Raw genomic sequence first — 21,931 nt, forward strand, 5'->3', positions numbered from 1 at the left:
AGCCGTTGGACACCGGGAACTCCTTGAGCCCACTAACGCGGATAAGAATTGATCGCAATTGTACGCTTCGCCAAGGACTTTGCAATCACCAGGTTTCTGGCATGTCGTTCAACTTCCCGAGTTTCCTGGAACCAAAAACCCCCGCAAAGCCTCCATCAGATGGCAGACTCTCCCCACCACCACCTTTGTAGAGATGCTCCATGCTTCGTGTTTTCGAACGCCGCCTCGACCCATTCCCGCCTGACGAACTCCCGCCACCTCCCGTTGGCCTGCTGCGTTTCCTCTGGGCCTGCACCCGCGGCGCCCGGGGTTACGTGCTGCTTTTCGCCCTGTTGAGCGCCGCCGTTTCGATCTACGAAGCCTGGCTGTTTTCCTTCCTCGGCGAGGTCGTCGATCTGCTGTCCGCCTGGCAGGCCGGCGGTACGGCAGGCGAGCAGGAGAGCCGCGTGCTGTGGGGCATCGGCATCGTGCTGGTGACCAGCATCGGCCTGGTGGCGCTACGCACCATGGTTCAGCACCAGGTACTGGCGATCAACCTGCCGCTGCGCCTGCGCTGGGACTTCCACCGCCTGATGCTGCGCCAGAGCCTGTCGTTCTTCTCCGACGAGTTCTCCGGGCGGGTCACTACCAAGGTGATGCAGACCGCGCTGGCGGTGCGCGAAGTGCTGTTCACCCTGATCGAGATCCTTCCCGGCATCGGCGTGTACTTCATCGCGATCATCGCCCTGGCCGGCGGCTTCGCCCTCAAGCTGATGCTGCCGTTCATTGCCTGGATCGTCCTGTTCGGCCTGGCCATGCTGTATTTCGTGCCGCGCCTGGGCAAGGTCGGCCAGGAGCAGGCCAATGCGCGTTCGTCCATGACCGGGCGGGTGTCGGATGCCTACACCAATATCACCACGGTCAAGCTGTTCTCCCATTCCAAGCGCGAGGCGCATTTCGCCCGCGCGGCGATGGAGGACTTCAAGGAAACCGGCTTCCGCCAGATGCGCCTGGTCAGCCTGTTCGAGATCGTCAACCAGGCCCTGGTGGTCGGCCTGATCATCGGTGCCGGCGGCTATTCCCTGTGGCTCTGGCACCAGGGCGATGTCGGTACCGGCGCGGTGGCGGCGATCACCGCCATGGCCCTGCGCATCAACGGCATGTCGCACTGGATCATGTGGCAGATGACCTCGCTGTTCGAAAGCATCGGCACCGTGCAGGACGGCATGCAGACCCTGACCCTGGGCCCCAAGGTGGTGGATGCCGACGACGCCGGCGAGTTGAAGACCTCCGGCGGTGCGGTGAGCTTCGACAACGTGTGCTTCAACTACAACGGCGAGCGCCAGGTCCTCGATGGCCTGAGCCTGAACATCCGTCCGGGCGAGAAGATCGGCCTGGTGGGCCGCTCCGGCGCCGGAAAGTCGACCCTGATCAACCTGCTGCTGCGCTTCTACGATGTCGACAGCGGCACGATCCGCATCGATGGCCAGGACATTTCCAAAGTCACCCAGGACAGCCTGCGCAGCGCCATTGGCATGGTCACCCAGGACACCTCGCTGCTGCATCGCTCGATCCGCGACAACATCGCCTACGGCCGCCCGGAAGCTAGCGATGCGCAAGTCCGGGCGGCTGCGATCAACGCCCAGGCCGACGACTTCATCCGCCAGTTGAGTGATCGCCAGGGCCATAGCGGCTACGACACCCTGGTCGGCGAGCGCGGTATCAAGCTTTCCGGCGGCCAGCGCCAGCGCATCGCCATTGCCCGGGTGATGCTGAAGAACGCGCCGATCCTGCTGCTGGACGAAGCCACCAGCGCCCTAGACTCGGAAGTGGAGGTCGCCATCCAGGAAAGCCTCGACGAGATGATGCAGGGCAAGACCGTCATCGCCATCGCCCACCGGCTGTCTACCATTGCGGCCATGGATCGGTTGATCGTCATGGACAACGGTCAGATCATCGAGCAGGGCACCCACGCCGAACTGCTGGCGAAGAACGGCACCTACGCCCGGCTCTGGCAGCACCAGAGCGGTGGCTTCCTCGGTGAGGACCAGGGTGTGGTCGAGGCCGTGGAGTAATGACGGATTCACAAGGAGCTGCAATGAAACTGATCGCCGCACAGATCGCCTGCGTTCCTGGCGATGTCGAGCACAACCTCGACAAGCATGTCGATATCATCGAGATCGCCGCCAGCCTGGGGGCCGATGCCATCGTCTTTCCGGAACTGTCCCTGACCGGTTATGAACCGCGCCTGGCCGAGGTGCTGGCGATGCAGCCGGAGGACGAGCGGCTGGATGTCTTCCAGTGGCTGAGCGACCGTTTCGGCCTGCTGATCGCCGTGGGGGCGCCGATCCGCAAGGCCGGTGGCAACCGCATCGGCATGCTGGTGTTCCAGCCGGAGCTGCCGCGCAGCCTGTACTGCAAGCAGCGCCTGCATCCGGATGAGCTGCCGTTCTTCCTGCCGGGGGCCGGGCAAAGCCTGTTTACCCGCGGCGACTATCGTCTGGCCCCGGCCATCTGCTTCGAGTCGCTGCAAGCCGAGCATGCGCAACATGCCGCGCAGGCCGGAGCGCAGGTGTATTTCACCAGCGTGGCCAAATCGCAGCGCGGGGTGGACAGCGCTTATGGGCATTACCCGATGATTGCCCGGGAGCATGGCATGACGGTACTGATGGCCAACTGCGTGGGGCGGGCGGATGACTCTATCGCGGCCGGGCAGTCGGGGGTGTGGAACGCCGAGGGCCTACTGGTGGCCGGGGCCGATGCGGTCAGCGAAGCGCTGGTGGTGTATGAGCTCGGGACCGGGGAGGGTGAGGTAATCGGGTTGCAGTGAAGCGCGGGAGACGATGCGGCCCCTTTGTGGGCTGCGCTGGCTTGTCGGAGCGCCGAACGGTCGCGAAGGGCCGCACAGCCATTGACTTGATTGTCTCAGGGCGCACATCGCCCTGCGTTAACCTGCTGCAGTTACTTGTCTTTTTCACCGCTCTATCTGGCAGATTAAGCGTTTAGGTGAACTTTATCTGTTGGTAAGTAAATATTTCATCTTTCCGCATCGCTTGAAACACTTTATGCCCGGTTTTATTGGGTTTTAATTTTAGATGTTTCAAATCTAGTCCTAATTGCTTCCGAAGATCAAAGAGAATATTCCGAAGGTGTTGTAGGAAAAGTAGTGACGAGCCATCCAGGGCTGGAATAGCGGAATCGGATAGTTCATTGTCTTGCGTCATTCGCCGAGCACTTCTTGTGTAAGTCCTTCCCGGTCCGGCGATTCGCTATCCGTGTAGCAACCGTTTTCGTGCCGGTCACGAAGAGGGATGCCCCCATTCCGTAGTCCGCTTTTGGAGAGTCCAATGGCTTCAAACAGTTTCCAGAACGAAGTACCCAAGGCCCGCGTGAATATCAAACTCGACCTGCATACCGGCGGTGCGCAGAAAAAAGTCGAGTTGCCCTTGAAGCTCATGATGATGGGCGACTACAGCAACGGCCGTGAGCAACGTCCGCTGTCCGAACGCAGCAAGGTCAATATCGACCGCAACAACTTCAATAGCGTGCTGGCCGACTTTTCCCCGTCGCTCAAGCTTGCGGCTGAGAACACCCTGGCCGGCGATGCGTCGGAAATGCCGGTAGACCTGGTGTTCCGCCAGATGAAGGACTTCGAGCCGGAACAGGTGGCCCGGCAGATTCCCGAGCTGCGGGCGCTGCTGGCCATGCGCAATCTGCTGCGCGACCTCAAGTCCAACCTGCTCGACAACGCCACCTTCCGCCAGGAGCTGGAGCGCATTCTCAAGGATCAAGACCTGAGTGACGGCCTGCGTCGCGAACTGGCCGCACTGGCGCCGCAGGAAACCCGCTGATCCCCTTCGTCCCGTATTCCAGGAAGTTAAAACAATGTCCGTAGAACACTCTTCCGCGTCGTCCCGTGGCACCACTACCGTGGCCGAAGATAGCCAGGGTATTTACAGTTCGCTGTTCGGCAAGATCAATCTCGATCCTGTTTCCGAACTCGGTGATATCGAAGTCTTCCAGCATACCGAGGCACTTTCCGAAGTGTCCGCGGATGAACGGGTCACGGCGGCAGTCAATGTATTGCTGAAACTGGTCCAGGCGTCATCACGCAAAGTCGAGCGGCTGGACAAAGCCTTGCTGGATGAACATATCGCCACCCTCGATGCACAGATCAGCCGGCAACTCGATGCGGTCATGCATCACCCTGATTTCCAGCGCGTCGAGTCCACCTGGCGCGGGGTAAAACTGCTGATCGACCAGACCGATTTCCGCCATAACGTGCGCATCGAGTTGCTCGATATCAGCAAGGACCACCTTGTCCAGGACTTCGAAGACGCGCCGGAAATCGCCCAGAGCGGCCTGTACCTGCAAACCTACACCCAAGAATACGACACCCCCGGTGGCGAACCCATCGCTGCGGCCATTTCCAACTACGAGTTCGGACGCGGTCCCCAGGATATCGCCCTGTTGCGCAACATCTCCAAGGTGGCGGCCGCCGCTCACATGCCTTTTATCGGTGCGGTGGGGCCGGCGTTCTTCGGCAAGCAGTCGATGGAGGAAGTGGCGGCGATCAAGGATATCGGCAACTACTTCGATCGCGCCGAATACCTCAAGTGGAAGGCGTTTCGCGATAGCGACGACGCGCGCTACATCGGCCTGACCATGCCCCGGGTGCTCGGTCGCCTGCCGTATGGCCCGGATACCGTGCCCGTACGCAGCTTCAACTACATCGAAAGCGTCAAGGGCCCGGACCACGACAAGTACCTGTGGACCAGCGCCTCGTTCGCCTTTGCCGCCAACATGGTCAAGAGCTTTATCGCCAATGGCTGGTGCGTGCAGATCCGTGGCCCGCAGTCTGGCGGGGCGGTGACCGACCTGCCGATCCACCTGTATGACCTGGGCACCGGCAACCAGGCCAAGATCCCCTCGGAGGTGATGATTCCCGAAACCCGCGAGTTCGAGTTCGCCAACCTCGGCCTGATTCCGCTCTCGTATTACAAGAACCGTGACTACGCGTGCTTCTTCTCGGCCAACTCGGCGCAAAAACCGGCGCTGTACGATACCGCCGACGCTACGGCCAACAGCCGGATCAACGCACGTCTGCCGTACATCTTCCTGCTCTCGCGCATTGCCCATTACCTGAAGCTGATCCAGCGGGAAAATATCGGCACCACCAAGGACCGCAGCGTCCTGGAGCAGGAGCTGAATCGCTGGATCAAGGGGCTGGTCACTGAAATGACCGACCCGGGCGATGACCTGCAGGCCTCCCACCCGCTGCGCGAAGGCAAGGTCATCGTCGAGGACATCGACGACAACCCCGGTTTCTTCCGTATCAAGCTGTATGCCGTACCGCATTTCCAGGTGGAAGGCATGGACGTGAATCTGTCGCTGGTTTCCCGGATGCCCAAGGCCAAGGCCTGAAGCGTGCGGAGGGAGTCCATCTGATGAAGATCCATCGTCCACTCTGGTTCGCGGGCGCCTTGCTGTGCCCGCAGCAGTTCCAGCAACAGGCGCGCTGGGAGGCGCGCACCACTGAGAATGTCGCCCGCCTGGCCCTTGCTCACCCCTGGGGCGTGGAGGTCGCGCAGTTTGATCAGGATGCACTGCGTCTCGGCGTGCTCAAGGCCACCGAGCTTTTGGTGCGCATGCCTGATGGCACGCTGATCGACACGGCCCGCGCCGACCGCCTGCCGCCTGCGCTGGAGCTGGCCAGGTTGCTGCCCGAGGGTGCGGGCCCGGTCGAGGTGCTGCTGGCCTTGCCCCTGGAGCATGCCAATGGCGAAAACTGTCTGTTCGAGGGGGGCAGAGCCGAGCGGCCGTTGCGCTATCGCCAGGGGTGGTGCGAGGTCCAGGATGTCCACGGCGAGGACCAGCAACAGATCAGCGTTATGGAGCACAACCTGAGCCTGCGCCTGGGCAGCGACGATAACGCTGACTGGGCGACCTGCCCGTTGGCGCGCCTGGTTCGCGACGCCCAGGGCGAGTGGGGGCTCGACGATAATTTCGTGCCGCCGTTGCTGCGCTTCACGGCCCATGCCGGGTTGGTGGCGCAGCTGGACAACCTGCTGATCCAGCTCATGGCCAAGCGCCAGCGCCTGATGGGCATGCGTCGGGAAAGCAACCAGCGCATGGCCGATTTCGCCGTTGCCGATGTTTCGCTGTTCTGGCTGCTCAATGCCCTGAACAGCTACCAGCCGGTGCTCGCTGATCTCCAGGCCCATCCCCGGGCGCCGGAACAGGTCTATGTCGAGCTGGTCAAGCTGGCCGGCAGCTTGCTGACCTTTTCCCTGGAGCACGACCTCGACCGCATTCCGGCCTATCACCACGAGCGTCTTGAACAGGTCTTCCCGCCCTTGATGCAGACCCTCTCGACCTTGCTCGAAGCCAGCCTGCCATCCCGGGTGATCGCCCTGGAGCTGCTGCCCGAGGGCAGCCACCGCTGGAAAGTCGCGCTGCATGACCCGCGTCTGCGCGAACCGGAGGGTGTTGATTTCTACCTGTCGGTGCGCTGTCGCCTGTCGGCGGTGCAGTTGCAGGAGCAGTTCCCGCGGCTGTGCAAGGTGGGGGCGCCGGACGACGTCGACCAACTGGTCAATTCCGCCCTCGATGGCGTGCCACTGCAAGCGCTGACCCAGGTTCCGGCGGCCATTCCGCTGCGTCTCGAGAACCAGTACTTTGCCCTCGACTTCAGGCACCCGAAAGGTCGTGCCGCCCTCGATGCGCAAGGCTGTGCCTTCTATGTGCCCGGCTCGCTGGGTGAGGTGAAGCTCGAGCTCTACGCGGTACTGCGCTCATGAGTCGGCATGAGGCGCAAGGCCTCGATATCGACGCATTGCTGCAGGACAGCTATCTGCTGGCAGTGGAAGTCAGCAACAGCGACGCGCTGGAAGGCAGCGAGGCCCTGTGGAAGCGCTGCCTGGAACTGGTGGAGGCGCTGCGCGAGCGTCTGCGGGAAGCTGGCTTGAGCCAGCGCTCCATGGATCTGATCAGCCATGCCCAGTGCGCGCTGCTGGATGAAGCCGTGCTGGGCAAGTGCACAGGCAAGGAGCATGAAGCCTGGGCCCGGGAGTCATTGCAGGCACGGTTGTTCAACAGCCATCAGGCCGGCGAGTGGCTGTATGAGCAGATCCGCGAGGCATTGCGCGAAGCGTCTGCGGATCCGCTGGTCCTGACGGTGTTCCAGCGCGTCCTCAACCTGGGGTTCAAAGGGCGCTACAAGCAGCTCGACGATCCGCAGCGGGAACAGTTGATTGCCGCGCTTGATCAGCGGGTCGCGCCATTGGTGCCGCAGGGCGGCCTGGCGGGCCGGGGCGGCAGGGTGCTGTTCGGTGGCCTCTGGTCCGGTTCGCCCTGGCGTCACGCTTTGCTCGCAGGCTTGCTGCTGGCGGGCCTGTGGTGGGGGCTGGACCTGCTGCTCGATGGTCTGGTTTCCAGCTTGCTGCCCGGACAGGGCTAAGGAGCGCGGATGACTCTCAAGTGGGTTCGCGGACTTTGGCTATGGGGCATGGTCCTGGCCTTGGGTGTGCTGCTTATCGTGCCGCTCGCCGCGGGCTGGCGGGTGATGGCGGCGGTGCTGGTTACCGCGTGGGTGGCGCAGGGCTGGCGTCGTGCCGGACGGCACAGCGGGCAATTGCGCGAGGCCTTGCAACTGGCCGAGGGCGTTGTGTTGCCCCCCGCCGGTTATCGCCAGCCGGTAGTGCTGGTGTGTGGCGATAGCGATGGCCTGTTTGCCGAAAAGAACGGCGATCGGCCGCGTCTGCGCATGAGTGCCCAGGCCTGCTATCTCGATGCGGGCGACTCGCGTCGGCTGCCGACGCTGGTGTCGGCCTTGCTGGCACGGCGTCCGGACTGGAGCGGACAGCTCGGGGTGTTGTACGTGGTCAACCCTGAAGCACAGGACGACCCGACCCTGCTGGCCAGCCAGAGCCGGGCGCTCGCTCATCAACTGGCCCTGGTGCGCAGGCAGCAGGGGTTGGAGCTTCCGTTGCTGCTGGCCAGCTATCTGCGCGGGCCGGCAGCAAGGGCGCCGTGGTTCGTCTGGAGCGATAGCGAGGTTTGTCCGCAGGTGCATGAAGCCGGTACTTGCAGCCGTCTGGACCTGTGGCAACGGCAGGCCGACGACAGCGCCACGCTCAGCACACGCGTGCGGGCTGCGGTGCAGTTGAATGGCGCGGCGCACTGGTGGCGCGAACAGGTACTGGTGCATCTGCCCGGCATCACGCCGGCGGCCTGTGCCATGACCTTCGTCGACACGCTGCCGGGCGAGCGCCGCGGCAATCTCTGGCAGCAGTGGCTGCGCCAGACGCTGGCCCTGCAAAGCGTACGCGGGGCCCAGGCCGCCCAAGGCGGCTTGCTGGGGCTTCCTGACGTCGCACTGTCCCTGATGCCGATGCGCCTGCGTGCGACGCCGCGTCAGCGGGCTACGGTCAAGGCGATCTGGATGTTCACCGTGGCGGGGATTCTCGCCCTTGCCAGTTCGGCCTGGAACAACGACCGCCTGATTCGCCAGGTCAGTGCCGATCTGCAGCGCTATGCCTCGATTCCCATGCCCGCGCGTGCCGGGCAAACGGCCCATGAATTGCGCGAGGAAGCCATGGCCGTATTGCGTCAGCACGCCGCGCTGCTCGAGCACTACAGCCGGCGGGGCGAACCCCTGGCGCTGAGCTTCGGCCTGTACCGTGACGAGGTCCTGCGTGAGCGCCTGCTGGCGGTGCTGCTGGAGCATCGCCAGCCGGTGATCCCGCGCCCCGCGCCCAAGGCGCCCGGCACCGTGCGGCTGGACAGCCTGTCGCTGTTCGCCTCCGGCAGCGCCCGGCTCAAGCCGGAGTCGACCAAAGTGCTGGTCAATGCCCTGGTGGACATCAAGGCCCAGCCCGGCTGGCTGATCGTGATTGCCGGGCATACCGACGCCACCGGCAACGACCAGCACAACCTGCGGCTGTCCCGCGAGCGTGCCGCTGCGGTGCGCGACTGGATGCAGCGTATGGGCGACATCCCCGACAGCTGCTTCGCCATCCAGGGCTTCGGTGCCAGCCAGCCCGTTGCCAGTAATGACCACGAGGACGGACGCATGAGCAACCGTCGTGTCGATATCCGCCTGCTGCCGGTGGAGGGGGCCTGTACGGCCACCTCGCCGGTGGCTGGCTGACAACCCCGTCGCAGTCGCGACATTCAAACCTGAACAAGGAGCTTCAAATGGCACTTCCGATCTATCTGAAAATCACCGATGAAACAGGCAAGCACCTGAAAGGCTCGGTGACGGCCAAGGGGCTTGAAGGATGCATCGAACTGACCGAATTCGAGCACAAGGTGTCCCGGCCGACCGATGACAATACTGGCAAGTACACCGGCGAGCGGGTCCATTCGCCGATCATGCTGACCAAGGAGATCGACGCCTCCACCGTTTATCTCGACCGAGCCGTCGGCTCCGGCCGGAGCTGGCAGGAAGCCCGGCTCGATTTCCAGCAGGTTCTGCCGGACGGTGAGATCGAGGTGTACTTCAGCATGATCCTGAAGGACGTAAAGGTGGTCAGCGTCACCAAGAAGATGCTGGACATCAAGGACCCGGACAACAAGAGCTACAAGCACCTGGAAGAGGTGGAGCTGCGTTACCAGGAAATCACCTGGAATTACAAGGATGGCAACCACCTCCACACCGATAACTGGGACACCCGTCCGATCACCGCTGCCGCCGGCTGATTCGAACCGGAAAAATGCGCGCCCGTTTCGGGCGCGCATTTTTCCACCCCCTTATTTCCCGCCCGTACTCCAGCCCAAGGACGCCTTGCATGGCCATCAGTCCCACCCGTCTGCTCCGCCGTCTCAACCCCTATTGCGCCGAAGCCCTGAGTGCTGCGGCATCGCTTTGCCAGACCCGCGCCCATGCCGATATCAGCATCGAACACTGGCTGCTCAAGCTGCTGGAACAGGGTGAAGGCGACCTGACCCTGATCGCCCGACGCTATGACTGGGACATGGACGCCCTTTGGCAGGGCCTTCTCGATCACCTCGACAGCCTGCCACGCTCGGTCCAGGCCCGTCCGCAACTCTGTCCGCGCTTGCAGCGCCTGATCAAGGATGCCTGGCTGCTGGCGTCGCTGGACGATGACCGCCGGCAATTGCGCTCGGTGCACTTGCTCGACGCTTTGCTGGACAGCCCTGACCTGCTCGCCTGCGAGGCCGCCTGGCCGCTGCTGAGCGTCAGCCGCGTGCAGTTGCAGCGGCTGATGGAGGTGCTCGACCAGCACTCCGAAGAACGTCCGCAGCTTCAGCACGAAACTGCGACCACCCTTGGGGATGTCGTGGCAACGCCGGCCAGCGGCGTGCTGGACAAATACACCGAAGACCTCACCGCCAAGGCCGCCCAAGGCAGGATCGACCCGGTGTTCGGCCGTGACGACGAAATTCGCCAGGTCATCGATATCCTCAGCCGGCGGCGCAAGAACAACCCGATCCTGGTCGGCGAGCCCGGTGTCGGCAAGACCGCCCTGGTCGAGGGCCTGGCCCTGCGTATCGCTGAAGGAAACGTCCCGGACAGCCTCAGGACGGTGGCCGTCCACGTCCTCGACCTTGGCCTGTTGCAGGCCGGTGCCGGGGTCAAGGGCGAGTTCGAGCAGCGCCTGAAAAACGTGATCGAGGCCGTGCAGCAATCGCCCCATCCGGTCCTGCTGTTCATCGACGAAGCCCACACCCTGATCGGCGCCGGCAACCAGGCCGGAGGCGCCGACGCTGCCAACCTGCTCAAGCCGGCCCTGGCTCGCGGCGAACTGCGCACCATCGCCGCCACCACCTGGAGCGAATACAAGCAATATTTCGAACGGGACGCCGCCCTCGAGCGGCGCTTCCAGATGATCAAGGTCGACGAGCCCGACGATGCTGGCGCCTGCCTGATGCTGCGTGGCCTGAAGCCGCGTTATGCCACTCACCACGGCGTGCATATCCAGGACGCGGCGGTGCAGGCGGCGGTCGGCCTGTCGCGGCGTTACCTGACCGGGCGACAGCTTCCGGACAAGGCCGTCGACCTGCTCGATACCGCCAGCGCGCGGGTGCGCATGAGCCTCGACTGCGAGCCCCAGGCCCTTGTGCGCCTCAAGGCCCGCCAGGCCGGCCTGCTGCTGGAGCGCCAGGCACTGGAAGCGGATCTGGCCCTCGGTGGCACTGCCGGTGGCGAGCGCATCGCCGCCATTGCCGCGCAGTCCTCGGCGCTGGCCCAGGCGTGCGCCACGCTGGAGGCGCAATACCGCCAGGAACTGGACCTGAGCCGGCAGTTGCTCGACGCCCGGCAAAGCGAGCAGCCCTGCCGGGAGCTGTGCGAGCGCCTGCAACGACACCTCGCCGAAATCCAGGGTGAACAACCGCTGCTCAGCCTTGAGGTCGACGCCCGCGGTGTTGCCGAAGTCATCGCCGACTGGACCGGCGTCCCCCTGGGCAGCCTGCTCAAGGACGAGCAGGCCGGCCTGCTGGAGCTCGAAGCGCAACTGGGCCAGCGCATCATCGGCCAGGGTCCGGCCCTGCACGCCCTGGCCCAGCGCCTGCGTGCAGCGCGCACCGGCCTGTGCGAAGAGCAGGCGCCCCAGGGCGTATTCCTGCTGGTCGGCAGCAGCGGCGTGGGCAAGACCGAAACCGCCCTGGCCCTCGCCGATGCCCTGTTCGGCGGGGAAAAATCCCTGGTTACCCTCAACCTCTCCGAATACCAGGAAGCCCACACCGTCAGCCAGCTCAAGGGCTCGCCGCCGGGCTACGTCGGCTACGGCCAGGGCGGGGTGCTGACCGAGGCCGTGCGCCAGCGGCCCTACAGCGTGGTACTGCTGGATGAAGTGGAAAAGGCCCACCGCGACGTGCTCAACCTGTTCTACCAGGTCTTCGACCGCGGTTTCATGCGCGATGGCGAAGGGCGCGAGATCGACTTCCGCAACACCGTCATCCTCATGACTTCCAACCTCGGCAGCGACGCCTTGCAGGCCTTGCTCGGCGAGCAGCCCGACGCGCCTGACGCGGCGCTGCAGGAACTGCTGCGTCCGCTGCTGCGCGAGCACTTCCAGCCGGCCTTGCTCGCCCGCTTCCAGACCCTGGTCTACCGCCCGCTGGGCGCCGAAGCCTTGCAGGCCATCGTCGGCCTGAAACTCGACAAGGTCGCCCGCCGCCTGCACCGGCACTACGGCCTCGACTGCCGCGTCCACGACTCGCTCAACCAGGCCCTGGTCGCCGCCTGCCTGCTGCCGGACAGCGGCGCGCGGAACATCGACAGCCTGCTCAACCAGCAGATCCTGCCGGTGCTCAGCCAGCAATTGCTGCAGCGTCAGGCGCTGAAGCAGGCGGTGGGGCGGGTGGTGTTGGGGTATGACGCGGACGAGGGGGTGGTGCTGGAGTTCGACGAAGCCAGCGAGAGCATCGACCTGCCCGAATTGACCGCCCGCTAGCCGTAACCGGCAAGCACGGCATTTCCCACCGGAACCCAGAGGCTCGAGCATGGCCAGCATCAACAGCCGATACCCTTCGCCTACCACGCGAAACCCCTACCAACTGAACGTCAATGACCTCGACGCCCCTCTCGATGTGCTGTCGTTCGACGGCGAGGAACACCTCAGCCAGCCGTTCTGCTACACCATCCGCTTCACCTGCGCCGAGCCCAGGTATGTGCCCGGCACGATTTATCACGGCCCTGACCCGCAGGCGCCCAAGGCGCTGGACCTGGACAAGGATCAACTGCTCAAGCGCTTCGCCCGTTTCGCCATCTACGGCGAGGCACGACAGAAGTACCCCTGGGAAGAAAAACCGCCCCAGCATGAACCCTTGCGCGAACTGTTCGGCTTCATCACCTCCTTCCAGCGCACCGGTGGCTCCGTAGAGGAGGGGCACTACCAGATCACCCTGGAACCGCGCCTGGCCCTGCTTGGCCAGGGCAAGCAATACCGCCTGTACCGAAACCAGTCCGTGCCGGAAATCGTCAAGCAGATCCTGATCCAACGGCACCGCTGGTACCCCCACCAGATCGACTTCCTTCTCGACCGCGAATACCCCAAGCGCGAGCAGGTCATGCAGTTCGGCGAAAGCGACCTGGCCTTCGTCCAGCGCCTGCTGGCGGAAGTCGGCATCTGGTACCGCATCGGCTTCGACTCCCGGCACCTGACCGATGTCATGCATTGCGCCGACGTGCCGCTGCGCAAGGGTCTCGAAATCCAGTTGCCCTATCTACCCGGCAAGGGCATGAACAGTTCCGGCCACGACAGCCTCTGGAACCTCGCCACCCACCACCAGGTGGTGGAAAAGGACGTGTATTTCCGCAGCTACGACCCCCGCCAGGCGGCGCATGGCCTGTATGACCAGACCGAAATCCCGGGCACCACCGAAACCGCCCATGGCGAACGCTACGAATACGCCATGCCCTACACCGAGCTGGGGGTAAAGGGCTCCCAGCTTCCCGGCCCGGCCACCGGGAGCGGGCACTTCTACGCCCGGCTCACCCACCAGCGCAACCAGAACCTGCGCACCCGCCTGACCGGCGTCAGCAGCAGCCAGATCCTCATGCCGGCGCACCTGCTGATGCCCGAAGGCGACATCCCCCAGGACTTCGCGAAGAAAGTCCTGATCCACAGCGTGGCGACCAAGGGCGGGCGGAGGATTGGGTTCACCGCCACGTTCACGGGGATTCCCTTCGACGAGTTCGTCGGCTTCCGACCGGCCCTGCAGCCCAAGCCGGTCATTGCCGGGACCATTCCTGCGCGGATCAGCAGCAGCACGGAATATGACCGCTACGGCCACCTCAACCAGGAAGGCCGCTATCGGGTGCGTTTCCACTTCGACCGCGACGAACGCGAGCGCGGTTTCGAAAGCGCCTGGCTGCGCCTGGCGCGGCCTTACGCCGGGGAAAAATACGGCCTGCACCTGCCGCTGATCGCCGGCACCGAGGTGGCGATCGCCTTCGAGCAGGGGGACCCGGACCGTCCCTACATTGCCCATGCCCTGCACGACAGCAAGCACCCGGACCACGTCAACGACGACAACTATCAGCGCAACGTGCTGCGCACGCCGGCCAACAACAAACTGCGCATGGGCGACCGTGAGGGTGAGGAGCACGTCAAGCTCAGTACCGAGTTTGCCGGCAAGAGCCAGCTCAACCTTGGGCATCTGGTGGACAACCAGCGCCAGAAGCGCGGTGAAGGGTATGAGCTGCGTACCGATCACTGGGGCGCACTGCGGGCGGGCAAGGGGTTATTCATCAGTGCCGATGCGCAACCCAAGGCGCAAGGGCCGGTGCTGGAAATGGGCCCGGCACTCGAGCGCCTGCAACAGGCAGGCGAGCAGTTGCAAGCGCTCTCCGCCGATGCCCAGGCCTGTCGTGCAGATCCTGCGGATGTACAGGCACAACTGGCGTTGATGAAGAACGACCTGGAACAGTTGAAGTCCGCGGTGCTGTTGCTCAGTGCCCCCAAGGGCATCGCCCTTGCCAGTGGCAGCCACCTGCAACTGGCGGCCGAGAGGAACCTGATGCTCAACGCTGGCGGGCACGCCGACATGAGCGTGATCAAGCGCTTGTTCATCGGCGTGGGAGAAGGGCTGAGCCTGTTCGTGCGCAAACTCGGCATCAAGCTGATCGCCAACCAGGGGCCGGTGGAAATCCAGGCGCAGCACGACACCCTGACCCTGATGGCGCGGCAAGGGCTGGAAATCACCAGCACCGAAGACGAGATCCGCATCGTCGCGAAAAAGAAGATCACCCTGAATGCCGGTGGCAGCTACCTCGTGCTCGACCCGACGCGGATCGAGGCCGGAACCGAAGGGGACTACAACGTCAAGGCACCCCGGGTGGCGTTTACCGGGGCGGCGAGCATGAGTGCGGCGCATCCGGAGTATCCGTTGGCGCAGTTCAGGCAGCCGGTGCGGTTCAACATCACCCGGACGGCCACTGCGCCACGAGTCGGTTGGGCGGGAATGCCCTATCGCCTGTATGCGGGGGACGGCCTGGTCGGCGAGGGTGTACTGGATAGAAGCGGACAGGTCCGGATCGAGCACCAGCCCGTCACCCACAGCTACCGCCTGCAGTTGGCCAACGGTCTGGAGTTCCGCCTGCCGGTTCCAGACCAGTACAGCAACCCAGAGCAGGCGCATATGGCTAATCGTGGCCTGCAAAACCACCAGTCTTTAACCAACGAAATTGTCAATCAACCCCGGACTCACAAGGAGCATCGCACGCATTACTCCGCGTTGCTGGATGGTTCCGCGGCTACCAGGGAAGAGAACCCATGACCCGCCCCGAAATCGTCGTCCCCATAGCCCTGCAGCACACCCAGGAAGCCACCTGTGTCTCACCCTGGTTCGTGCAGAACACGCTGTACCACCCGGAGACGGCGACGTACCAGCCGCTGGTCAACGGCGAGGAAACCTTCAAGGCCGTACACCAAGCCATCGCCCAGGCGAAGAGAAGCATCGACATCATCTGCTGGGGATTCCAGCCGTCGATGTTCCTGATCCGCGATGGCCAATCACCCAGCGTCGGCGAACTGCTCCGGCAGAAAGCCGCAGAAGGGGTGAAGGTCCGGGTGCTGACCTGGGAAGCGCCGTTCAACACCGCGGGTATGGCGGGTGAGGCCAACCTGCCGCAGCGCCGCGCACTGGGCCTCTGGGACACTGCAATGCAGAGTTCAACCGAGGAGCAGGCCCAGGCTGACCGCGAGTGGTTCAAGCGCTTCGGCATCGGGGACAGCGAGGCGGCCAGGCGGGCGGAGGACCGGATCCCGTTGCTGGTCAGTCGCGGCTTTGATTTTTCCGAGCGCCGTAACATCGCCCAGGCGCTGAAAGAGCATGCCGGCGATCCACAGATCGCCGGGAAAACCCGGCTGGTGATGGCAGTCGCGCCAAGTCATCACCAGAAAAGTGTACTGGTCGACTACGAGTTGCCAGAGGAAGCGATCGGCTTCGTGCTCGGGCACAACCTGCTCGACGAGTACTGGGACACCGACCAGCACTCTGCCCACAACCGCTTTGGCGATAGTCGCCCGGCGCCGAACCGCGGTCCACGAGGTCTGCTGCCCCGGCAGGATATTTCCTGCCAGCTCAGCGGGCCGATACTCGAACATCTGCATGCGAACTTCGCCGAAGCCTGGCTCAAGGAAACCGGCGAGAACCTGTTCGAGGTACGCCCGGCCAAAGCGTTGGGGAAACGTCTGCAATGCGGCCCCGGCAGAAGGCAGATGATCCAGGTGCTGCGCACCCAGCCCCAGCACGGCATACGGGACATCCAGTCGCTGTACTTGCAGGCCGCGAACAATGCCACTCAGTTCATCTACATCGAAAACCAGTACTTTCGCTGGCCGCCTCTGGCCGAACTGATCAAGACCGCAGCGCTGAACCAGACCCGCCAGGGACGCGACCCCGGCGTACATGAAGCGCTGCACCTGTTCGTGATCACCAATGCCGGTGTTGATCCGGTCGCGGCTGGTTCTGCCAATACGCAGCGCATGCTCGAAAGTCTTGGGCGGGCGGACACCATTCCCCATGTCACCAAGTTGCGGCGGATACGTGAAGTCAAACGGGCGGCGCCGCCCAAACCACGCCCGGACCCACGGGATCACCGAGGGAAACGCGAACTGGAACAGTGGGAAGAAACAGTCGGCAGGCAGATCCAGGAAATCGAAGACAGCACGATCCTGCCGGAGGAAATACCCGGGTTGAAAGTGCATGTGTGTTCACTGGTAGCGCCTGACTCTCTCGATGGCTCTCCCTGGATGCCGGTGTATGTGCACTCGAAGTTGATGATTGTCGACGATGTTTTCACTACTCAGGGGTCGGCCAATATCAACCATAGAAGCATGGTTGGGGATAGTGAGCTGAATATTGCGCATGAATGGATGAGTGTGACTCAGGCGCTGCGGCGGCGGTTGTGGAAATTACATACGGGAGGAAAGGGCGCGCAGGATGATCCGGTGGAGGCATTTAGGGAATGGAGAAAAATCATGAGTCGAAATAAAGCGCTACAGGAAGATAGAAAAAGCCCATGGGCTCCTTTGGTTGAATTTGACTTTCAGGCACCGGTTTTCAAGGAGACCGATTGATGCGGTGTGTTGTGGTGGTGCTAAGCACTCTGTTGATTTCGTGTGGCACCGGCCGGTCAGACCTTTCCGATGCTGTGTCTGGAGTTGAAACTATGAGCAATGCCGAAATGAGTCGGTTGAGTTTTTCGTGCAAGCATGAAGTCATCCCTGAGTTGACGGGAGATGCAGATGTGATTTTTCGTTACGCACGCTGGTTGCAAGTAAATAACCAACTATCTCGCGATGCAAGTATTTATGCCGAGGTCGAAAGGCTTTATCGCATCGCCTCTGAGGGCGGGCACCACAAGGCCAATATCAATCTGCAAATTGGCGCAATGCGCGGGCACTACAAGCTGAGAGGGTACGAGCGGTTGAGGATGAGCCAGCAATTGATAGAGGCCGAAGTCGCTGCGGGTTACTTGATGATTGCCAGAATGTTGCAGGTCGGAGGCGGCGGTTTGCAGCAGGATGAGGAAATGTCCCTGAAGTATTACAGGAAGGCTGCAGATGAGGGCAATGCAGCGGCGCAAGCTTACGTTGCAGACAAACTGGCCCCTATAGCTGCTTTATCTAAAGTTGCTCGAAAGATGCGCCGATGTGCGGCTGAGCAAGGGCACGGGCACGCAGCCGTGATGGTGGCGCTTCATTATCAGCGGATGGGAGCTTTCACCGACGCTATGGAGCTGTTTCATCTAGGGGCTAAGGCTGGTGATGAGTCGGCTCTCGGTTTTCTGGAAGAGGCTTTCAAAGGTCCGTCAGTTGAAGATAAGTTCAATTATCTTGGGCAGCCTAAGGACCTTGAGCGTGTGGAAAGATATAATAAAATTTGGCGTGTAATTGCTAATTATTCTTATGCGAATCCAACGGTTCCAGAACTTAATCGTATTGTTCCGTTGCCGCCTGCCAAACTTCCGCCATGGGACGGCAAGCTCCAGTGGCTCGAAGAACGTCTCGCTAATGTCCCTCCACCCAAACCCGAAGAGTGGCTGATCGAAAAACTGGCCAAGGAAAAAGGCCTGGACCCTGCCACAGGTAGACCGACACCCGGATCTCCTGCCTTCCAGGCTGAGTACTTCCCAGCAGATATCTGCCAAAGCGGCGAACCTTGCCCACAAGAGGGCTACTGGAAAGTCATTTGGCCGGAAAGCTGGGTGCGCAACGAAGAAGTTATCCAGCATTTCAACGAAGGCGACCTGCTGCCGCACCCGGAAGGCAATTACTACCTTCACCGAATCTGGCCTCTGCCCAGAAAACTGGTGAAAGGGCCGATCTACGTGAAGTGGGGCTTATTGGGATGAAGCTCACCTACTGCACCACTCAACAACCTATCGCTATTCCAGGGAGGTCAACGCATGCCGATCAACCTGCGTGACCGTACTGGCGACAGCAAACCCGCTCCTGATCGGGGGCCTCGGGGAGCAAAGCCCCGGCAGGACATTTCCAGCCGCTTGACGAGGCCGATTCTGGAGCACCTTCATCACAACTTTGCCCAATCCTGGCTCAAGGAAACCTACGAGAACCTGTTGGACGTTCGCAAGGCGAAAGCACTGGCGCTGGACCTCGAGTGTGGCCCCGGTACCCGGCAACTCGCGCAATTACTGCGAACTCAGCCGCAGTTCGGTGTTCGCGACATCGAGCGGATGTATTTGCAGGCCGCCAATAACGCTACGCAGTTCATCTATCTCGAGAATCAGTATTTTCGCTGGCCTCCGCTCGCCGAAAAGATCAAGGAAATCGCCCGCAAGCAAACGGCTGCCGGGCGTGATCCGGGCCTGCATGGTGCACTTCATCTATTCGTCATCACCAATGCCGATCCGGGCGGACTTGGACCGGGGATCGCCAACACCCAACGCATGGTGGAGAGCCTCGGCCGAGCCGACACGATGCCTGCCGCGACCAAGCTGAAGCGCAAGAACGAAGTCTGGAAAAGTGCCAGGACCACGGACGAACTCGAGCGGCGGCTTGAGCAAGTCGAACAAGCCACGATCCGTGCCGAGGATATTCCCGGCCTCAAAGTGCATATCTGCTCACTGGTGGCGCCTGATTCATTGCCATGTTCGGATTGGATGCCGACTTATATTCACTCCAAGTTGATGATTGTCGATGACGTGTTTACCACGCTGGGGTCGGCCAACATCAATACACGCAGTATGCAGGTAGATTCGGAAATAAATATTGCGCATGAGTGGGCGGGTGTGACCCAGAAGTTAAGGAGGAGGCTATGGGGTTTGCACACAAATGATCGGGGGGCGCAGGACAATGCGGGCGCAGCTTTCGCTGGTTGGAAGTCGATTATGCAAGATAACGGGAGGAGGGAAAAGGATAGAGATGCGCCTTGTGCCCCGCTGATTGAGTTCCACTTTGCGGAGGCATCTCTCAGGGATTTTGATTGATGCATAAATTGTTGCTGTTGACGGTCTTGCTGATGATTGGCTGTAAGGACGGCAGTGAAAAGGTTTCAGAGGGTTTGGTTAAAATGCAGCTATTGGGTTCTGTAGAAAAAGTTATTGATTTTTCCTGTGCGCATGAACGCTTTCCTGTTTCTGTGGAAAGTGTGGATTCTCTATTTTTCTATGCGAGGTGGCTTCAAGTAAACAACAAACTAAAGCAGGATTTTTCAGTGTATTCTGAGATTGAGCGGCTTTATCGAATTGCGGCTGAGCATGGGCATGCTAAGTCTAACATTAATCTGCAGAATGGGGCGGAGCACGGGTATTTTCGATTGCGAGGTCATGAGCATTTACGGCTGAGTCAAAATCTGATTGATGATGAAGTTGCTTCAGGTTATTACTTTGTTGCGACGTTCCTACAAAAAGGTGCCGCGGGGTTGGAACAGGATGCGGAAATGGCTTTGCGGTATTTCCGTAAAGCTGCGGATGCTGGTAGCTCTCTTGCGCAATATTATGTCGGAGGAATGCTTGAGCCGAGAACCATAGCTCCTCATGTAGCACTTCAGATGTATCGTTGCGCTGCTGAGCAGGGGCACGGAGAGGCAGCTGCTGTATTGGGAGTCATTTTTCGACGCAAACGTGAATATAAAGAGGCGATTAAGCTACTGCAGATGGGGGTGAGAGCAGGAGATGAAAGTGCAGCCTATGGTCTGTGGCAGGCATTCCAAGGCGCAAAACCCGACGATGAACTCTATTATCTTGGGCAAGCGGATGATCCTGAACGAGCTGAGCGTTACGAAAAAATATGGCGAATACTAGCCAACTATTCTTACGCCCATCCAAAAGTCCCTGAAATCGACGAAATAGCCCCACTACCACCCACGAGACTTCCTCCTTGGGAGGGCAAGCTTCGATGGCTGGAAGAACGTCTCGCTAATGTCCCTCCACCCAAACCCGAAGAGTGGCTGATCGAAAAACTGGCCAAGGAAAAAGGCTTGGACCCTGCCACGGGCAGACCGAAACCCGGATCTCCTGCCTTCCAGACTGAATACTTCCCAGCAGATATCTGCCAAAGCGGCGAACCTTGCCCACAAGAGGGCTACTGGAAAGTCATGTGGCCAGAAAGCTGGGTGCATAACGAGGACGTTATTCAGCACTTCAACGAAGGCGATCTGATGCCCCACCCTGAGGGCAACTACTACATTCACCGAATCTGGCCTTTGCCCAGAAAGTTGATGAAGGGTCCGATATACGTGAAGTGGGGGCTGCTGGGATGAAGTCAAGCAAGTCCACCACTGAACAGCTCATCGACATTCCCGGGAGGCCAACGCATGCCAGTTAACCTGCGTGACCTCCCCAATAAACTCGCGCTCCCGGCCGCCCCCGGCAAAGTCCGCTGGTTGTTGGTGATCCTGCTATGCACGGCGACGGGCTTTGCCTTGACGCTGTTGCTCCAGCCGTTCGAGGTGCCACCTGACTCCCTATGGTTCTGGATCCGCTCCCTGTTGTTTCCCTTGACCCTCGGCGTGTTCCTGTATGGCTTGCGCTTGCTCGTCTACGAAAATCGCCAGGCCTACGTCAGCGCCTGGAACTCCGCCCGGGCAGATCTGGAGCAGGATCTGATCGAGCAGGGGCGCCAGGCGATCGGTATCGTGGCGATGTCCTATTGCACCGCAGGCGGCAACGAGCGCCTGGCCGCGTCGTTGCGCAGTGGCAGCAAGCCCTTGCAGACGGTGTTCGTGCCGCTCACCAGCCAGACGATGCGCTGGAGCCCCCTGATCGATCCGCAGCCGCTGGGGCCTGAAGAGCAGGCGCAGCGCCTGCGCAGTTGGCTCGAGCGCGTTCTGTCCACCCCCGACCTGGATCTGAATCGCCTTTTCCCGGGGCAGCGCGTTCGTGTGCGGGTACGTCACAACCATGTGCTTGCCAACAAGACCGTCCTTGCGGTCTGCCATGCCTGTGCGCAGCAACGGGCGCTGAATGTCGAGTCGCTGAACGTCGCCTGCGACGATGGCCTGTTCTGGCTGGACACCTGGCTGGACCAGACCCAGGCATTTCCGCTGGTGCTGTCCATTGAAATCAATCTCTTCGACAAGCCCGTCGCCGATCAGGCCGAGTCGGTATCGGCGGTGCTGCTGGCACGTGCCGGATTTTGCGAGGAGCAAGGCGTGGGCCCTTCGGCCTGGGTTCACCGCCCCGTCGCGATGAGCGCCGAAGCCGATTCCTTGCGTGACGTCCTGCTGTGGGGTTGCTTGCCTGACGACACGCTGCCGTTCGCCTGGCAGGCCCAGGTTTCGGATGGGCTGCTGCGCGAACTGTACCAGTCGCAGGGACGTGCGCCGGCCAACGATACCGGCTTGCGCCTTGACGACACTCTCGGGGCTCCGGGCTGTGCGGTTGGCAATATCGCGCTGGTGGTTGGCAGCGAGCAGGCGATCGCTGACCAGCAGCCGCAACTTTTGATGGTGCAGGACGCAACAGCGCATTGGTGCGTGGTCCGTCCTGCGCAACAAGCATGATCGAGGTCTA

14 protein-coding genes and 1 pseudogene are annotated in these 21,931 nt (G+C 61.7%); all 15 read left to right on the forward strand.

Translation table 11 applies throughout. The features are described from left to right. Nucleotides 1-200 precede the first annotated feature (200 nt). Nucleotides 201-2,054 (forward strand): ABC transporter ATP-binding protein, encoded by a 1,854-nt coding sequence (locus AC2CQI_RS02795; protein WP_075805556.1) that lies wholly within the window; start codon nucleotides 201-203, stop codon nucleotides 2,052-2,054. A gap of 23 nt (nucleotides 2,055-2,077) precedes the next feature. After that, nucleotides 2,078-2,809, forward strand: a complete 732-nt coding sequence (locus AC2CQI_RS02800) for a carbon-nitrogen hydrolase family protein (RefSeq protein WP_075805557.1) — start codon at nucleotides 2,078-2,080, stop codon at nucleotides 2,807-2,809. 517 nt (nucleotides 2,810-3,326) lie between these two features. Further along, a complete protein-coding gene (tssB, locus tag AC2CQI_RS02805) occupies nucleotides 3,327-3,830 on the forward strand; it encodes a type VI secretion system contractile sheath small subunit (protein ID WP_484579082.1) in 504 nt (167 codons plus the stop codon). Nucleotides 3,831-3,864: 34 nt separating this feature from the next. Next, nucleotides 3,865-5,403: a type VI secretion system contractile sheath large subunit gene (tssC, locus tag AC2CQI_RS02810; RefSeq protein WP_484579083.1), complete on the forward strand. Its 1,539-nt coding sequence runs from the start codon at nucleotides 3,865-3,867 to the stop codon at nucleotides 5,401-5,403. Nucleotides 5,404-5,426: 23 nt separating this feature from the next. Then, on the forward strand, nucleotides 5,427-6,779 hold the full coding sequence (gene tssK / locus AC2CQI_RS02815) for a type VI secretion system baseplate subunit TssK (RefSeq protein ID WP_484579084.1): 1,353 nt from the start codon (nucleotides 5,427-5,429) through the stop codon (nucleotides 6,777-6,779). Beyond that, on the forward strand, nucleotides 6,776-7,438 hold the full coding sequence (gene tssL, locus AC2CQI_RS02820) for a type VI secretion system protein TssL, short form (RefSeq protein ID WP_484579085.1): 663 nt from the start codon (nucleotides 6,776-6,778) through the stop codon (nucleotides 7,436-7,438). Before tssK ends, tssL begins: the two co-directional genes overlap by 4 nt. A gap of 9 nt (nucleotides 7,439-7,447) precedes the next feature. Further along, the gene (locus AC2CQI_RS02825; RefSeq protein ID WP_484579086.1) at nucleotides 7,448-9,130 is read left to right on the forward strand and encodes an OmpA family protein; all 1,683 of its coding nucleotides are present in this window, start codon (nucleotides 7,448-7,450) and stop codon (nucleotides 9,128-9,130) included. Nucleotides 9,131-9,177: 47 nt separating this feature from the next. After that, entirely contained in the window at nucleotides 9,178-9,681 is a 504-nt protein-coding gene (gene tssD / locus AC2CQI_RS02830) for a type VI secretion system tube protein TssD (protein ID WP_484579087.1), read from the forward strand. A gap of 89 nt (nucleotides 9,682-9,770) precedes the next feature. Then, nucleotides 9,771-12,401 carry a type VI secretion system ATPase TssH gene (gene tssH / locus AC2CQI_RS02835; RefSeq protein WP_484579088.1) on the forward strand — a complete coding sequence of 877 codons (2,631 nt, stop codon included), beginning with the start codon at nucleotides 9,771-9,773 and terminating at the stop codon, nucleotides 12,399-12,401. 49 nt (nucleotides 12,402-12,450) lie between these two features. Continuing rightward, on the forward strand, nucleotides 12,451-15,228 hold the full coding sequence (locus AC2CQI_RS02840; RefSeq protein ID WP_484579089.1) for a type VI secretion system Vgr family protein: 2,778 nt from the start codon (nucleotides 12,451-12,453) through the stop codon (nucleotides 15,226-15,228). Continuing rightward, a complete protein-coding gene (locus AC2CQI_RS02845; RefSeq protein ID WP_484579090.1) occupies nucleotides 15,225-17,033 on the forward strand; it encodes a phospholipase D-like domain-containing protein in 1,809 nt (602 codons plus the stop codon). Before AC2CQI_RS02840 ends, AC2CQI_RS02845 begins: the two co-directional genes overlap by 4 nt. Nucleotides 17,034-17,125: 92 nt before the next feature. Continuing rightward, complete coding sequence (locus AC2CQI_RS02850; RefSeq protein ID WP_484579091.1) at nucleotides 17,126-18,310, forward strand: SEL1-like repeat protein; 1,185 nt, start codon at nucleotides 17,126-17,128, stop codon at nucleotides 18,308-18,310. Nucleotides 18,311-18,406: 96 nt separating this feature from the next. Beyond that, nucleotides 18,407-19,405 (forward strand): annotated as a pseudogene (locus tag AC2CQI_RS02855) (phospholipase D-like domain-containing protein); the annotation flags it as partial. Beyond that, nucleotides 19,405-20,679: an SEL1-like repeat protein gene (locus tag AC2CQI_RS02860; protein WP_484579092.1), complete on the forward strand. Its 1,275-nt coding sequence runs from the start codon at nucleotides 19,405-19,407 to the stop codon at nucleotides 20,677-20,679. The pseudogene AC2CQI_RS02855 and the gene AC2CQI_RS02860, both read left to right, overlap by 1 nt. A gap of 54 nt (nucleotides 20,680-20,733) precedes the next feature. After that, entirely contained in the window at nucleotides 20,734-21,921 is a 1,188-nt protein-coding gene (locus tag AC2CQI_RS02865; RefSeq protein ID WP_484579093.1) for a hypothetical protein, read from the forward strand. The last annotated feature ends 10 nt before the right edge of the window (nucleotides 21,922-21,931 follow it).

The organism is Pseudomonas sp. P2S-1 (assembly GCF_057197725.1).